Source organism: Rhodopirellula sp. UH5, from assembly GCF_056839225.1.
On sequence record NZ_CM166390.1, the window covers coordinates 6,799,748 to 6,815,363 of the forward strand.

The following is a 15,616-nucleotide window of genomic DNA, read 5'->3' on the forward strand; positions in this document are numbered from 1 at the left end:
GTGTTCCCTGCCACGACCCATTCCCCCGACTCGCTCGATCGTGACTCGCATCACGATTTGCAGCGTCGCGCCGAAACTTTGGCGGCGGCGATTGAGCTGCAATCCACGCTCGACAGGTGTCACGAATTCGAAGAAGCGGGCTCCATCGCCACGCGTTTGTTGAGCCAGTGGTTGCAGGCCGAGGGCGCTGTTTTGTGCTGGCGAAATCGTCCTGGTGCTGGATTGAAGTGCATCAGCGATCACGCTTGCAACGGTGGCAAATTCGCGGTCGAATCGTCTTCATCTTCATCGCACGGGGAAACACAGCAGCGAGAAGCTCTGGCCGCCGCGGAAGAAGCTTGTTTGGGAGACGGACTGAGCCAAGTCGCCGCGACCGAGGTGGCATCGTCGCCCGGCACGATGGCGATGCGACAATGGCTGAAGACGATCGGATCCGGGAATTTGATGGCTTGCCCGTTGGCCGACACGGCGGGTGAGAATCTTGGTGTGTTGTTGGTGCTGGACCCGCATGAACCCTCTGCGGCTTCGATTTTGGAAGCGTTCGGTCCGTTGTTAAGCAGCAAACTTCAAAGCATTCAGCGACTGCAGCCCACCGGTGTGGAAGCGTCCTTGGTGCGTGGGATTCGCTCGTTCCGTGCCACCTGGCAACGGGCCACCGTGTGTGTCGTCGCAGCGGTCATCCTGTTGATGTTCCTGCCCGCTCACCACAACATTCGCACGAACGTGCAATTGCAACCGGTCCAACGACGCTTCATCGCCGCTCCTTTTGATGGCCCGCTGCAGGAGTGCTTGGTGCGTCCGGGTGACACCGTCAAGGCTGGCGAATTATTGGCGAAGATCAACCCTCGCGAATTGGAATACGAGCTGGCTGGGTTGCGAGCGTTGCACGGCCAAGCCGACCAGGAACGACGCGGGTCGATGGCGACACACGACTTTGGCAAGAGCCAGATTGCGGCGTTCGAAGCCGATCGGTTGAAGACGCAAACGGAACTGCTGAACCATCGCAAAAACAACCTGGAAATCCGCAGCCCGATCGATGGGATCATCGTCAGTGGTGATTGGAAGCAATCCGAAGGCGCTCCCCTGACTCGCGGTGAAACATTGTTTGAAATCGCGCCGGTCGGTGCGATGAAGGTCGAGATCGAAGTCCCTGAAAAAGACATCGCCTACGTTGGTGCTGGAATGCGAACGCAGATCCACACGCATGCGATGCCAGACCGAGTCATGCACGGTGCGATCACGCGAATTCACCCTGCGGCGACCCTGCGTGATTCTGAGAATGTGTTTCTGGCCGAGGTCACAGTGGATGATCAAGACGGTTTGCTGCGACCCGGTATGAAGGGCCGCGCGACGATCTATGGGAACAAGCGTCCGATCGGATGGATCGTCTTTCATCGTCCGTGGAACTTGCTGCTTCGCTGGTTGGGTGTCTGATGACGCAGCGTGACCCCGGAACCATCGACTGGCAGCAACAACCGATTCGCATCGCGAGTGACGTGAAGGTCTGGCCCGTCCGCGAAACGGGGGAGCCGATCTATCGGATTGAAATTCCCGCCACACATGAATTCTTTCGCGTGGGACTGCCCGAGTACACGTTTCTGTCTGCGCTCGACGGGCATCGTACGATCGCGCAAGCCTGCGGGTTGGTCACCGCGAAGATGGGACGTGCTGCTCCCTCGTCTTCCCAATGTGAGTCGATCGCTCGCTGGCTGATCGATCATCGATTGGCTCACTTTGCCGATGCACCGCCACCTCGCAGGGGGCGTTCCGGTCAGACGTCAAATTCCAGCGAATCCAAGGCCCAATCACTGATGCGGTGGAATCCTTTTTGGATCAAAACACCGGTTCCGGGTGCGGCGAAGTTGCTGTTGCCGCTTTCACGCGCTCTGGGGTTTCTGTTCTCAACGTCGATGTTGGTGGTCGGGGTGTTGTTCATCGTCGCGGCGTTGTTTGGGCTGACGACGCGGTGGTCGGAATTTCTTGCCGGGGCGGCGTCGATCTTTGATCCGTCCAACTGGGCTTGGTTGTTGCTCACGGCGATCGGGCTGAAACTGGTGCATGAGCTGGGGCATGCGATTGCCTGTCACCGCGCGGGCGGGACGGTGCGAGAAGCCGGTGTGGTTTGGGTGCTGATGACACCGCTGGCCTACGTTGATGTCTCCAGTTGTTGGCGATTGTCGTCGCGTTGGTCGCGAATCGGAGTTGCTTCGGCAGGCATGTTTGTCGAAGGCGTTGTTGCTTCCTTTGCGATCGTGGGATGGGTGTTCTGTGAGAGCGAGATGATCCGCTGGTGGTGTCACCATGTGATTCTCACGGCGGGACTTTCGACGGTTCTGTTCAATGCCAACGTGCTGATGCGATTCGATGGCTACTTCATGCTTTCGGATGGGATGGACGTTCCCAACTTGGCCACCGAAGCCAACCAATCGGTGCGCCAGTTCTTGCGGCGTTGGTTTTTGGGGGATGCCACTTGGGTTCGCTCCCACACGGGTTGGCGACGGACGGCCGTGTTCGTTTACGGATGGTGCGCGGTCGCTTGGCGGGTGCTCGTCTGCGTGTCGCTGGGCATCGCGGCGTCGACAATGCTCGGTGGTGCAGGGGTTTTGCTGTCGGTGTTGGGAGGATGGATGTGGTGGGGCAAACCGTTTGTGACTTGGCTGCAATCGATGCGGACGCTGTGGCGCACGCACCCGCTTCAGGTGTGCCGCGGCGCGGGGCTCGGTTCGTTGGCAGTGGGGATGCTCGGATGGATGTTGGTCGCGATGCCAGTGCCCTCATCGGTTCGAGTTCCGGTGGTGGTTCAGTATCGCCCGGAGTCGGCCGTGCGAGTCGGTGCGGAAGGGTTCCTGGTGGAACTGTTGGTGAATGCGGGAGACCAGGTTCAGGCGGGCGACCGGTTGGCGGTCATCGAGAACCGCGAGCTGCTGCAGCGAGTCGCGGAGTTGGAAATTGCACAGCAGCAAAATGACATCCGGCTTCGCAAAGCGATCGAGTCACGAGAGGAATCCGAGCGGCTGATTTTGTTGGACAATCGCCAAGCGATCTCGGACAAACTGCAAACGCTTCGAAAGCAGTCCGATCAGTTGCAGGTTCGGGCCGTTCAATCGGGATGCGTGATCGCCGAGGATTTGCTGTCAAAACTCAACACGTACGTGAACGAAGGTGATGTGCTGATGGTGGTTGCGACGCCGACGGACAAAGAAGTCTTGGCGGTGATCAATCAGTCTCAGGTCGAAGACGTTCGACAGCAAATCGGGGAACCGGTGCGGTTGGTTTCGGCTGGACGGCAGACGTTTTGGGGCACGCTCGATCAACTTCAGCCACGAGCATCCGACCGAGTGCCCAACGCATCGTTGGCCGCCACTCACGGGGGACCACTGGCGGTTCGCATGAAGGATGAGTCCTCGGCGGTATCCTCGAGTGATGATCGTTTAGGAGAGGCAACGATCGATGCGATGCGATTGCTGCAACCGCATTTTCGAGGCGTCCTGAAACTGTCGGCAACCGAGGCCCAACGCGTGCCAGCAGGGATGCGTTTGGAAGCCCATTTCGGTTGGCATCAAGCTCCCATCGCCACGCGACTGAAACGCTGGTTCCAAAACGCTCTGGCGGAAGCCGCCGAGGCCACGGAATGAGCTGTTGTTGCAGCAGGAAGCAGGAATGGAGCCTGTTTCCAGTCCTGAATCACGGTTCAGATGTTGCGTGGGTTCAGCACCGGGAACGCTTCACCAGCCGCTGGCAGCGTCCGCATGGAATCGAATTGCGGGTGTTTGATCAACAGCAACGGCAGCATCGGGCTGCGGGTTTGAAGCAGTCTCGCCAATCGTTGCTCGGCCGGTTCTCGCGTTGGAACATCGGTGCGGCGGAGCTGCAGAATGGTTTCGTTCAAGGAAGGCCCGTAGGGACCATACGGGAGCGTTTGCAAACGCGTCTCGCGTTGTTCCCAGTAGCGATCAGCACCGTCGGTTGCAGTCCACTTGAGTTCTGGATCCAAGTCCGCCGCGGATTTGAAGTCGCTGCTGTGTTCGTATAAATCAATCAGCAGACCACGAGTGAAACTCTCGGGACCGATTTTGTCCCCGTCGCTCTTGGGCATCACGGCCTTGGCTTCATTGACCGCGCGAGTCTTGTTTGCAATGAACCACTGGGCACGTGCCAAGTCCGACTGCAACAACTTGGAAGAAGGGTGCATCGACGCGGCAATGCGAAGGGAACGAACACCGGCCATCTCCTCGTACAACATCAATTCGACCCAGCCGAGTTGGTGGTGCACTTGCCATGAGTTTCTCGTCTCGTTCGCCAAACCACGCAGAATATCGCGAGCTGGCATCAGATCGCCGAGACTCTGATACATCAACATCGCCGACGCCAAGCGAGCTTCCACGTTTGATGTATCGATTTCCAATGCGATCTGAACGGATTGCCGGGCTTGGATGATCAACTCTTGAGCCTCTTCGTCGCCAACGCGGCCTGCCAGGGTCAACGATGTCAGGCCTTTTCCCGCGTGTGCGGGTGCGTAATTGGGGTCTTCTCGAAGCGCACTGTCGAAGCACTTCAGTGCCGAACGCATTCCGTCGATGCTGTCCGGGTCGGCTTGAGTTCGTCCTTTGAGCAAACAGGTGAAGGCGCCCGGGTCACGCGGTTTGGATTCGCCGGGATGTTCGAGCAAGCTCCGATTGATCGCGGTCGCGACTTGCCGGGCGAGGTCGGTTTGTTCGATCAGGTTGTCGCCCGCGGTGGTGCGAATGACTTTGCCCCAAATCTGCGTGCCGGTTTCGGCACAAATGATTTGGACATTGACATCCATCACACCGCCTTGAGCGCCCGTTGCCTCGGTGAAGGTGCCGGCGACCAAGGCATCCACTTCGAGTCTCGATGCCGCATCGCGATATTGATCGGGGAAGCTGGCGGTCATCGGCACATACTTGGGTACCGACAACCCTTCCAAGCGGCTCAGTTCATTGGCGACCAAGCCAGCCAACAGTTCACCGCGTTGCAGCATGCGTCCGCCGGCGGGTTGAGGATCAACCTGCGCGGTCGATTCAGGTTGTGTGGCGGGAGTGAAGCTGAGCACGCCAATCGAGCGAATCTGGTTCAACTTGCTCCAGTTGCCGCTCAGTCCAGACATCCCAACCAACGCGCCCGCGAAACTTCCGCCGACCATTTCAGCGAACCGACGACGAGAAATGCCGCCAGCCATATGAATCGGCTGCGTGAGCGACACGCCGTCCATTGGCAATGCCAGCGTCTCGCCCTCCTGAGGCGGCATGGTTGCACCGCCACTCGAAAGCGCAGTGACCACCGTCGCCGCAGTGGGACGTTCTGCAGGAGTTTTTCGCATCATCGCCATGATCAAATCTGCCAGCGCGATGTCGTCGCGACGGCGGCCAGGATCAGGCAAGGGAGTCTTCTCCAAAACCGCTGCGTAACGGCTGGCCGGTGATTTTCCGGTGAAGGCGGGGCGTCCGTAGAACGCTTCGAACAACACGCACCCGAGCGAGAACACGTCCGCGGCAGGCGTGACCGTTTCGCCGCGAGCCTGTTCGGGCGCCATGTAACCTGGCGTCCCCAGGATCATGCCCGCACGGGTTTTCGCGTCATCTTCGTCATTGCTGGCGTCGTCGTGTTGATTCTCAGGATCCGATTCCCCAGGGCCAAACACAGCGCGACCGACACGCGACAACCCAAAGTCAAAGAGTTTGACCGATGGCAAGGAGTTTTCGCTCGAAGGCTGTGTCGCCAGGGAATGACTGCTGATCGTGTTGGTGGTCGCTGCTGACGGCGTGGGAGAACCACTGCGACGTCCAACCAACATCACGTTTTCGGGTTTCAAATCGCGGTGAATCACTCCGGCCGCGTGAGAGGTTGCCAGGGCTTCGGCCAGTTGCCTGCCCCAGACCCGGACCATTTGCGTGGTGACCGGTGCCACATCCGTTCGCCGCTGTTCCATCCGTCGCATCAGTGTCTCGCCACGCAGATGCTCCATCACGGCGTAGGGCATCCCATCGTGCACCCCGACATCGAACAGTTCGACGATGTTGGGGTGGGTCAACGAAGCCACGGCCTTGGCCTCGCGTTGGAATCTTTCGACCAAGGTGGGATGCCCGTTGGTCGAGAGCATTTTGACGGCGACGCTGCGTTCCAGTCGGGTGTCGGTGGCACGGTACACCACGCCCATCCCGCCACGTCCCAGAACTCCATCCAAGCGGTACGGGCCGATTTCGGTGCCCATCGGCGGCAGCGAATCGATCGGGTCGTTGGACGATGCCTTCGCCAAGGCCTTTTGGACGCGTTCTTCCGCCGAGGCAGGCGATCCAAAGCCGTTGGAGGTCCCGTTCGCTTCCAGGGCGGGTGTGTTCAGCAATGCCAGGTTCTGCGACGGCGTGTCATTGGAAGACGCCAGGACCTGCGTCAGCTCCCCTGAATCACCGTGGATACCCAGGTTCCCGTCGATCTCGGCTCGAATCGCTTCCAATTCGGAACGCAGCAGATCGGCGTGCTCACCGCCATGTCGTTCGACAAGCGATTGAATGCTGACCAAATCGGAGGTTGCTGGTTCTCCATCCGCGATTTGCCGAAGAGCGGACTCATATTCCAAGCACACCGCGTCGAGGCGGGCTAATTCGCGGGCAGGCAGATCACTCAAATTCATCGGGAATCACTTCCGTAGTGTGCTCTGATCGAAGCGTGTGTGCGAGGAGCTTGGCAACGCTTCTATGTTTGGTCCGGCACGGACTCCGCCGCTTCCGTCCATGTTTTTCGTATCAATTGCAGGCGTCGTTCGACCGCTCGCTTGCTCACGCCCAGTTTGGTCGCGATCTCATCTACCAAAAAACCGTCCATTCGCATCACTGCGATTTCCCGCAATTGCTCGTCCGGTAGATCATCCAATAATTTCTCACATGCCTCGGCCAGCTCCAGTCTCAAGTCGGGCGGGGCGTTGTCGGATTCGCCTCGTCCGGCGAACTGCTCCAACCCTGCACGACCGGAATCCCCCGAAGCGTCCAGAAAGACTGACTCACCTCGAACCTGGCCGCCACCCCGTTTTTGTCGCGTTTGACGACGCAAATGAGCGTTCACCTTGCGACTGGTCAACGTGATCAGCAGTCCCCAGAGATTATCCGGGCCTGACAAATCAGGGAACTTTTCTCGCCGAACCCCCGCAATGAAACTATGGAACGCCGAAAGCGCAATGTCTTCTTCGTCGCCAGACCGCCGAAGGTTCTTGGGCAATCTGGTTCCTGCCAGCCGAACGAGGGGTTGGAAGTAGCGTTCCCATAGAACGGCGGTGGCATCGTCGTCGCCTTGCCGAACGAGTTCCAGCAAATCGGCGAACTCTTCGAGCGTCAAATCGTTCATTCTGGCGATTCTCCTCGCACTGGCGGCAACACTTCTGCGGTGTAGGTCACTTCGCCCACATCTTCCGCCAATCTCGAACCCGCCAAAACGGATCCCGCCTCAAAGTGGCTGCGGCGAGCATATCCCATGGCCAAACCTTCCCCTTGATCGTTGATGCGTCCCACACTGGTGATTCGCCCCACCGGTTTGGCATCCGCGGCCGCGTCTTGAGCACGAAGTTTGTCGTCCGCCTCGGGCTGGGTCCCCGCTGGCAATCCAGACAGCTTCCAACGCACCAGTTTCTTTTGAACTTGCCCCAGTGCGTCCAAGCGAGCGACCGTTTCCTGCCCTAAGTAACAGCCTTTGGTGAAGCTGATCGTTTGCGTCTCTCGGTCGGCTTCCTGAGGCAAATGAGCGTCCGTCAGATCGATTCCAAACCAAGGGAACCCGGCCGCAAGACGATGAGCGTGGAAATCGTTTTCGTCCCCCGCAACCAACGAATCGGACTCCACTCCCAATCGTTCGGCAATCACCGAGGGGTGTTCCGGGGCGGTTTCCACGGGCAGCAAGAACAACGTGCCGGACTTCACCCAAGGCAAGCGATACGAATCGATGCCGTCTTGGGTCGTCATGCGTGGCGACGGAGTCGTCTGGGCCGGTTCTTCGTTGCCATCGATGACCATCCAAGCGGCCAGGTCTTCGTCGCGAATCACCGGCGCCGCGTCTTCGCGGATCGTGTAGCGGTCGGCGTGCTCGGCGATGGCTTGCGATTGCCGCATGCTGCTGGCGCTATCCGCGGTTGCGATGACGCCAGGGGATCCGATCATTCGGTACCCGTTTTCAGTGGCAAAGGCGACGACGTGGCCCAAGCACTTGCCGCGAACATTCGTGATGAACGTCTCCAATCCGAAGCGGTTCGGACTTTCAGAGGTCAGCTTTTTGACATCGTTGGTGGTCAAGTTGTGCAGGATCGCGGTGGCGTCTGCACCGACCAAATCCACAACGGACAAGGCGGGCAAACGGATCAGCAACGAAGAAGATGGCATATTGGCGAATTGAAAAGAGGGCTGATGAGGCTGTTCATCTTACCGTGAAGGTGCCCATTCGCGATCCAGGAACAGCCAGCTGAGGGGGCAATGTGTCTCATTTGACCACCCAAAAGCTGATTCTCACGCCAAACCTAGGTCACAACCGCTTTTGCGACAATCCAACGCAAAGTGGGCGTTTCCGCTGACCCCCATTTCATAGACTTGGACCATCACCTCCGAGCTGGTTCGCAGCCGGACGGATGATTTTCAATCCGGGCCACACTTCGCCCCCCGACGCTTTTCTCACCTGAACAATTGTGTGACAATTTGAACGGCGTCCCCGTTCGGGTCGACGCCCAGCTCTTTTCTAAAAAACGAATCAAACAACAGGTGCGGCATGCGTTGGCGTGGACGACGACAAAGTGACAATGTGGAAGATCGTCGGACCAGTGGCGGTGGCGCGGTCGTTGGCGGTGGGATCGGCGTGATCGTGATCGCGATCATCATCGGCTTGCTGGGCGGCAACCCTCAGCAGTTCCTGCAACAAGCCGCCCAGCAACCTGCCCCGGGTGGTGCTGGTGGCGAGGTCGAGCTGACACCGCAAGAAATCGAAGCCGGTGAATTTGTCAGCACCGTCTTCGCCGATACCGAAGACGTCTGGACGGATCTGTTTGCCCAGGCCGGCCGCGAATACAAGAAACCGACACTGGTGCTGTTCAAAGACCAAGTCAACAGTGGATGCGGCATGGCCAGCAGCGGCACGGGACCGTTCTATTGCCCGGCGGATGAAAAGGTTTACCTGGACACCTCTTTCTTTGGCCAGCTCGCTCGCCAACTCGGTGCACCGGGGGATTTTGCCCAAGCGTATGTGGTCGCTCACGAAGTCGGCCACCACGTCCAAAACCTGCTTGGCTACACCGATCAACTGGATCAAATTCGGCAACGGGTTCCGGAAGTGGAATACAACAAGTATTCAGTCAAGTTGGAACTGCAAGCGGACTTCTTCGCCGGCGTGATGCTGCACCATGCGGAAAAGAAATACCGCATCATCGAAGACGGTGACATCGAAGAAGCGATGACGGCCGCGCGCGCCATCGGCGACGACACGCTGCAAAAACGCAGTCGAGGTTATGTCCAACCCGAAACGTTCAACCACGGCACCAGCGAACAGCGTCTGCGTTGGTTCACCAAGGGCCTGCAAACCGGCGACCTGAACCAAGGCGACACCTTCCAAACCGACCAGCTTTAGAGTGCCACGATCAAGCCGCTTCGGTGCCGCTCCGGCAGTTCAGAGTAGAACAGTTGTCCCCAACTGTTTGCGTGCCAGCTTCGAAGCTTCGAAAGGCTTAATGCGATTGCGATTGAAATTGGACGCAAAGGCGGAGAATCGTCAGGGACATTGCCCCTGCGATGGAAAGAAACAGGATTGGGTTGGCCGATGGCCTTCTGGCTTCTCGACGCGTTGACTCGTCAGTTCATCTCTTGCGTCAAAAATCAGTGTCAATAAAAACCAGTGTCAATCAATTCACCTTGATCGCGAGTGCCGAGTGCACCCCACAATCCAAAGTTGCTGGGATTCCCTGGAGCCTGCTCGCCTTCTCCGCCAAGAATGACCGAGGGGATTTCGTAACCGGCGTCGATCGAGTCGGTGATGAACTTGATCGCGCCGTCCGCCATCGCGACATGCGCGCCACCCTGGTGACGGCTGCTCATCGTCAATGTTCCAATCGTGGTTTCGTCCCCTCCAAAACAGAGTGCTGCATTGGGAGGCAGCGTTGTGTTGAATCCAGTCATCAACGGCAGTGCGTCGGCCCAGCGGAAACCACGCCCCTGAGCTTGGTTGGATGAAAGCTGAGCCGAACCCGCTGAAACATCCCAAAACATGGGCCGGTCTACATCTTGCTGTGACCTGCACATCCCCGCGTCATCCAGCACGCCACCGCCCCAACCATTGTTCAACGAAGGAAACGTTCGGATGTCTTTGTCGCCCAAGTCGGTGCAGATCTCACCCAACATGATCGTCGAGGACAATCCGTCCCTCACGTCGTCGTAAGAGGTGATCATGCGTGGCACGAACATGCCGCGACCGGTCGCTTCCATTTGCAATTTGCCACTGGGTGACCAAGCGGTTCCGTCGTGTATCCACAAGCCTTCGTCCAACCCTTGGATCGCGTCGCCAAGACACGCGGCGTAGTTCGTGCGTCCGAGTGCAGGGAGTCCTATTCCCGGATCGGACGGACAACGAAATGTCCCCACCTCATTCCGCCACGGTTCGTAGGCGGAGATGGAAGGTGCGGGGCCCATGGGCGGGTAGGTGTGTCGCACTTCGCCCTCGCCCAGGTCTCCGAAGTCCATCTCGTCGTAGAACTCCATCTCGTCATAGTCATATCCAGAGTAGTAGTTCTCTCCCTCATTGCTGTCACCCTGCGGCGGATCACCCTCATGGCTTTCGTTGATCGCTTCCCAGAGAGGAACCTGGCCAACGAAGGGTGTGATGGAAACTAAGAAGCTCAATCGAAACTGATTCGTTGTCAGCGGATCATTGGCGTTGTTGAAGGTCCCCGTTCCATGCGGCGGCAGATGCCCGAACGCATCGTGGTACTGCGCCACGCCCAAAGCGATCTGACCGAAATTGTTGGAACAACTCATCCGTCTGGCTGCCTCTCGTGCCGCTTGCACCGCTGGCAACAACAGCGCGATCAAGATCCCGATGACGCCCGTCACAACAAGCAACTCCAACAGCGTGAATCCGTTTCGACGTTGTGATCGCGTCATGTCATCCTCGCACAGATAGAAAGTGGGATCGGCTTCCAGCCTGTCGTTTTGTTCGAAACTTTTTAGGCTCATCGCATACTTCCCTCGGGGGAATCCGCTAGTCTAACGTTCCGCGGCGCGTGGCGGTTTCGTGCCCAAGATTTTCGCAGGAGAACTTTCATCGGTGATCAGCCCCGCGTCTCGTCTGTCCCCCATGGATCCGAACTTCGCCACCGAAGTGATCCAGAACTGCTTGACCTCCGCGATTCAGCGCGGTGCCAGCGACGTGCACCTTCAGCCTCGCGCGGAGTCATGGGAGATCTCCTTTCGAATCGATGGCGTTCTGCAAACGGTCGAGTCGTTTCCGAGAAGCGAAGAAAGCGATCCGGTGGCACGACTGATGGCGCTCGCGGGATTGCCGTCCTATCGAATGGGCGTGCCCCAAGAAGGTCCGCTGCGATGGCGAAGTGGTGACGCAGATCGCAACGCAAGCGACACCGAACGTGAAATGCGACTGGGAGTCTTCCCGACCGTGCATGGCAATCGGGCTGCCATTCGAATCATGGAAGACCGCGAAAACGTTCGGCAATTGCATGAACTTGGGCTCGATGAAAACACACGGAGTCGTCTGCAAACAATTTGCAACGCTCGCGACGGTTGGTTGTTGGTGGCCGGTCCTGCGGGAAGCGGGAAGACGACGACTCTGTACGCTTGCCTGTCACACATCGCCAGCGGGGACTTCCGACGCAGTGTGTTGACGATCGAAGACCCGATCGAATCGGTGATCGACTCGATCAGTCAAAGCCAACTGCAGTCCAGCAGCGGTTTGACGTTGGCGTCCGCCATGCGGGCCGCTGTTCGCCAGGACGCGGAGGTGTTGCTGGTCAGCGAAATCCGCGACGTGGAAACCGCCGAGGCTGTGCTGGCAGCGTCGATGACAGGTCACCTTTGTTTCTCGTCGATTCATGCGGGAACCGTGGGAGGAACTTTGCGTCGGTTGGTGCAAATGAACCTGCCAACGTTCGCGATTCAAAGTGGACTGCGTGGCGTGATGTGCCAACGCCTGCTGCGGCGACGATGTGATGCCTGCCATGCCGACGCAAACCGTGATTGCCATCAGTGTCACGGAGCGGGCTACGCCGGGCGGATTCCGATCGCTCAAATCGTGGACCTGAACGATTCCCAATGTGGATCGGCCATCTTCGACGCGTTGGCCAATCAGCTTCCCGCATCCGAGCTGGATCGAATCATCGAAGACGCGGGCATCGATTCCCTGCGAGCCCAAGCCGAACGCTTGATCGAAGCGGGGGTGACGGATCGAGAAGAAGTGTTCCGCGTTTTGGGACACCGTTCATGAACAGCGGCCCCGCTCCAACGCCTGCCTCCACCGCCGACTCGATCCAACTCAACGACGAGTCGCTCGCGATGTTGTTGGAGGAAGTTTCCGCGATGGCCAACTCCGGACGTTCGCTCGTCTCAGGCTTGGCTGGATTGAATGACGTGGCGCTCGGGCGTCTCGGTCGAGCAGCGGATTTTGTTCGTGCGCGAATCGAGCAAGGTCAGTCTCCTTCGGTCGCGATGGCTTCGCTGTCGTTGCCCTACCAAACGCCGATTCGAATCGCCATGCAAATCATGGCGGAAACGGGATCGACGCAGCCCATTCACGAAACGGTTCGCTTGATTCGGCAACGCGACGACCAACGACGACACGTTTGGTTGGCTGCGATCAACCCGCTTCTCAACATGTTGGTCGCCTCGGTCGTGGCGTTCTTCGTGTTGCCGTGGATCTTGATAGCGATTTCGGAATCGGAACCCATTCCATCGCCCTTTGCTCCTTCCGTCACAGAAATCTGCCAGACATTTGCGCAGAACTACGCCCTCGCCGCCGTGGTTGTGATTTGTATCCTGGCGTGCTTTGCCGTTTGGATTCACTGGGGAATCAGACGTTCGATTCGACGAGCCCAGCCCTCTCGTGTTCTGGCGACGTTCTGTCGATGGTTGGCCATTCAAATCGAGATCCCTGACGCGAAAATCGACACTGCTCGAGCGATCGAGTGCGCCGCAGAAGTCGCTGCTTCGGGAGCACCGGGAGGCTGGAAGGCCGTCGCCACCAACGTTCGCCGCGGCGCTACCTCCGAGCACTCGCTCGAGATTCCTCAGCAGGCTCCCGCTCCGATCAAGGAGTGCGTCGTGGACTTGGTGGCTGGAAAACGCGATCCGCAAGCGATCGCCCATGACTTGCGCAAACTCAGTGAACTGCACGAACAAAGAGCGAATCAACAGCAAACTTGGTGGCTGCAGAACGTTCCTCACTGGATCGCTTGGATCCTGATGATTGCCATCATCATTGTTTTGTTGCAGGCTGCGATTTCGCCACTGCTCCATGCCATCGGGGAGGTTCCCCGATGAATCCCTGGAGCATTGCCGACCAAGCCGAAGTGGAGACCTGGGCTGCCATCCGTGACAACGGGCGTTCCAGCCTCGCTCGAGCTGCCACACTCAGCCTGCTGTACCTGCTGGCGGCGTTGGCAGTCGGAGCGTTTCTACTTTTCGCGGTCGCACAGATTTGCGAAGGAGCGGTCTACTACGTCGGTTGGGAAGAGGAAGAATTCGTGGTCACTTGGATGTACACCCTGATGTGGATCTATGCGGGGGCGGCGGTGATCGCATTGGCGGGATGGTTGTTGGTTCTGCTTTCTTTGCAAGGTCGTTTGCCCGTTTTCCCTTCAGTGGTTGCGGCGAAGATCCCTGGTGTCGGACGAGCGATACAAACGATTGCTCTGGCGGATTTTTGCGAATCGATTTACCGGTCCGTGGTTGGGTCGCAAACCTACGGGGACGCGTTTCGATTTGCCTCCCAGGAAGCACGCTTCACTCCGCTTCAAAACTGGGCCGCTCATTCGGCTCTGCGGCTCGATGCCGGACAGTCTTGGGAACATGCCCTGAGTCACCCTCCGATCAAGGATCATCCGTTGGCAGCCGTGACGGCACTCGGACAAGGTCAATTGTCGCGGGAGGAAACCATCCGCATGTGGTATCAGGCGGCCTCGGACAGTCATTCTCTGATTGAGTCCAGATCCCAACGCAGTGTCAGACATCTGTTTCGGATCGGACTGATTGGGGCAGTGTTGACGGCGGGTTTCGCGATTTTGGCTGCGAACACAGCCATTGTCTCGGTGATCGAAGGCCTGACCTACTTTGGATGGTGGTGAGAAGCAGTGTCACATCAATTCATTTTCATCGGCATTGCCATCGTCTGCGGACTGTTCGCTGCGACCTTGCGGACCATCAAGCGGAATCTGATCGCAAAACCAGCCTCGCAATTCCGCCCGAAAACGGTTCGTATTTTTGCGTTCTTTGAATGGTTGTTTTGGTTGGCTTGCGTGGTGGCGTTGGCAATTTCAGCGCCTCATCCCGTCACCTTCGTGTTGTTGGCCATGCTGATGGGGACGCTGTTGGTTGCCCGGCGTTGGACTTACCTTGACGAAGCGGAATCGCTGAATCGTTGGATGCGATTGGCGGCGGGCACACGCGCGTCCTACCCCGTCTTGGCAGAATCGCTCGCCAATGGTTCGACCAGCCGCATCGCCTGCCAAGCCAAATCATTCTCTGCCCGATTGATGCGAGGCGAGTCACTGGTCAAAGCCGTCCGGCGATCCAAACTGCCGGTTTCCGCCGACACGCTGGCGGCGATCCAGCATGCCCAGCCGCAATCGACTGCCGCGTCCGCGAAAGAAACGTCGCGATTCGAAGACATCGACGCCACCACTCCGGCGTCCGCCCCCATCATTGCCGAACAATTCATTTACTTGCTTGCCACCATGTTCTTGGCATGGGGCATGGGAAGCTTGTTTCGGTCAAACTTGATCGAACTGTTTGATGAATTTGGGGACGAGTTCGTCAGTACGCGATCGAGTTTCGGTGGTGTGCTACAAACGATCACGACGGTCTACGAGACGATGATGATCGTTCTTTCGGTCTGGTTCTTGATGGCGATCCTGATTCGTTGGCAACCGACCTGGTTGATCCGCTGGATCCCTTGGTTTGGGAAAGACGCGATCGAACGCTGGCGTTGCGAAATTCTGCGGTCGCTGGCCATCGGCATTCGTGCGGGGCACGCTGAACCTGAGTTGCTGTCGCTTGCGTCGCAATCCTCTCGGGTTCCTTGGATTCGGAATCGATGCCGCAAGGCATCCCGGTTGATCGAAAATGGCACCACCTTGCCGGATGCTCTCCACCGTTCGCGAGTGGTCACTTCAAAAGAGCAAACATGGCTGACCAGCGCCGCCGGCAACCATCATCTGCCCTCCGCGATCAATCAATTGGTTGACAATCTCACGCGTCGTCGATCGTTACGATGGAAACTTCGCATGTCGTGGTTGGTCCCGCTGGGGACCGTCTTGGTGGGAGTCTACGTGATGGCCCACATCATGGCTGTGTTTTTGTTTCTGACCACCCTCACCCAAGCACTCAGTTGAACGAATGAGAGCGGCTTC

General features: G+C 58.2%; 11 protein-coding genes. 7 read left to right on the forward strand and 4 right to left on the reverse strand.

All coding sequences use genetic code 11. The annotated features are described in order from the left end of the window. Together UH5x_RS24395 and UH5x_RS24400 are read left to right on the forward strand one after the other, a co-directional pair. On the forward strand, positions 1 to 1,434 hold the full coding sequence (locus UH5x_RS24395) for an efflux RND transporter periplasmic adaptor subunit (RefSeq protein ID WP_482633962.1): 1,434 nt from the start codon (positions 1 to 3) through the stop codon (positions 1,432 to 1,434). Beyond that, positions 1,380 to 3,635 carry an efflux RND transporter periplasmic adaptor subunit gene (locus UH5x_RS24400; protein WP_482633963.1) on the forward strand — a complete coding sequence of 752 codons (2,256 nt, stop codon included), beginning with the start codon at positions 1,380 to 1,382 and terminating at the stop codon, positions 3,633 to 3,635. Before UH5x_RS24395 ends, UH5x_RS24400 begins: the two co-directional genes overlap by 55 nt. A gap of 56 nt (positions 3,636 to 3,691) precedes the next feature. Here UH5x_RS24400 and UH5x_RS24405 read toward each other — a convergent pair whose 3' ends face one another. The 3 genes from UH5x_RS24405 to ygfZ all read right to left on the reverse strand — a co-directional run bounded on the left by UH5x_RS24405 (position 3,692) and on the right by ygfZ (position 8,384). Continuing rightward, positions 3,692 to 6,652: a protein kinase domain-containing protein gene (locus tag UH5x_RS24405; RefSeq protein ID WP_482633964.1), complete on the reverse strand. Its 2,961-nt coding sequence runs from the start codon at positions 6,650 to 6,652 to the stop codon at positions 3,692 to 3,694. 62 nt (positions 6,653 to 6,714) lie between these two features. Next, positions 6,715 to 7,359, reverse strand: coding sequence for an ECF-type sigma factor (locus UH5x_RS24410; RefSeq protein WP_047817201.1), 645 nt, complete (start codon positions 7,357 to 7,359; stop codon positions 6,715 to 6,717). Continuing rightward, on the reverse strand, positions 7,356 to 8,384 hold the full coding sequence (gene ygfZ / locus UH5x_RS24415; RefSeq protein ID WP_482633965.1) for a CAF17-like 4Fe-4S cluster assembly/insertion protein YgfZ: 1,029 nt from the start codon (positions 8,382 to 8,384) through the stop codon (positions 7,356 to 7,358). The genes UH5x_RS24410 and ygfZ overlap by 4 nt, the downstream gene beginning before the upstream one ends. Positions 8,385 to 8,763: 379 nt before the next feature. Here ygfZ and ypfJ point away from each other — a divergent pair, with 379 nt between their 5' ends. Continuing rightward, positions 8,764 to 9,615, forward strand: coding sequence for a KPN_02809 family neutral zinc metallopeptidase (gene ypfJ, locus UH5x_RS24420; RefSeq protein WP_047817199.1), 852 nt, complete (start codon positions 8,764 to 8,766; stop codon positions 9,613 to 9,615). A gap of 251 nt (positions 9,616 to 9,866) precedes the next feature. Here the strand turns inward: ypfJ and UH5x_RS24425 are convergent, their stop codons facing one another. Then, positions 9,867 to 11,141, reverse strand: coding sequence for a DUF1559 domain-containing protein (locus tag UH5x_RS24425; RefSeq protein ID WP_047817217.1), 1,275 nt, complete (start codon positions 11,139 to 11,141; stop codon positions 9,867 to 9,869). 130 nt (positions 11,142 to 11,271) lie between these two features. Here UH5x_RS24425 and UH5x_RS24430 point away from each other — a divergent pair, with 130 nt between their 5' ends. The 4 genes from UH5x_RS24430 to UH5x_RS24445 are packed head-to-tail and all read left to right on the forward strand — an operon-like array spanning position 11,272 to position 15,598. Continuing rightward, on the forward strand, positions 11,272 to 12,477 hold the full coding sequence (locus tag UH5x_RS24430; protein ID WP_482633966.1) for a GspE/PulE family protein: 1,206 nt from the start codon (positions 11,272 to 11,274) through the stop codon (positions 12,475 to 12,477). After that, positions 12,474 to 13,529, forward strand: coding sequence for a type II secretion system F family protein (locus UH5x_RS24435; RefSeq protein WP_482633967.1), 1,056 nt, complete (start codon positions 12,474 to 12,476; stop codon positions 13,527 to 13,529). The genes UH5x_RS24430 and UH5x_RS24435 overlap by 4 nt, the downstream gene beginning before the upstream one ends. Beyond that, positions 13,526 to 14,332 (forward strand): hypothetical protein, encoded by an 807-nt coding sequence (locus tag UH5x_RS24440; protein WP_482633968.1) that lies wholly within the window; start codon positions 13,526 to 13,528, stop codon positions 14,330 to 14,332. The genes UH5x_RS24435 and UH5x_RS24440 overlap by 4 nt, the downstream gene beginning before the upstream one ends. Positions 14,333 to 14,338: 6 nt before the next feature. Then, complete coding sequence (locus tag UH5x_RS24445; RefSeq protein ID WP_482633969.1) at positions 14,339 to 15,598, forward strand: type II secretion system F family protein; 1,260 nt, start codon at positions 14,339 to 14,341, stop codon at positions 15,596 to 15,598. Positions 15,599 to 15,616: the final 18 nt, after the last annotated feature.

What these genes read in the sequence shown, in the direction of transcription:
- UH5x_RS24440 (WP_482633968.1), top strand. Translation starts at nt 13,526, where the DNA reads ATGAATCCCTGGAGCATTGCCGACCAAGCCGAAGTGGAGACCTGGGCT.
- UH5x_RS24425 (WP_047817217.1), bottom strand. Translation starts at nt 11,141, where the DNA reads ATGACGCGATCACAACGTCGAAACGGATTCACGCTGTTGGAGTTGCTT.
- UH5x_RS24405 (WP_482633964.1), bottom strand. Translation starts at nt 6,652, where the DNA reads ATGAATTTGAGTGATCTGCCTGCCCGCGAATTAGCCCGCCTCGACGCG.
- UH5x_RS24435 (WP_482633967.1), top strand. Translation starts at nt 12,474, where the DNA reads ATGAACAGCGGCCCCGCTCCAACGCCTGCCTCCACCGCCGACTCGATC.
- UH5x_RS24410 (WP_047817201.1), bottom strand. Translation starts at nt 7,359, where the DNA reads ATGAACGATTTGACGCTCGAAGAGTTCGCCGATTTGCTGGAACTCGTT.
- ypfJ (WP_047817199.1), top strand. Translation starts at nt 8,764, where the DNA reads ATGCGTTGGCGTGGACGACGACAAAGTGACAATGTGGAAGATCGTCGG.
- UH5x_RS24400 (WP_482633963.1), top strand. Translation starts at nt 1,380, where the DNA reads ATGGATCGTCTTTCATCGTCCGTGGAACTTGCTGCTTCGCTGGTTGGG.
- ygfZ (WP_482633965.1), bottom strand. Translation starts at nt 8,384, where the DNA reads ATGCCATCTTCTTCGTTGCTGATCCGTTTGCCCGCCTTGTCCGTTGTG.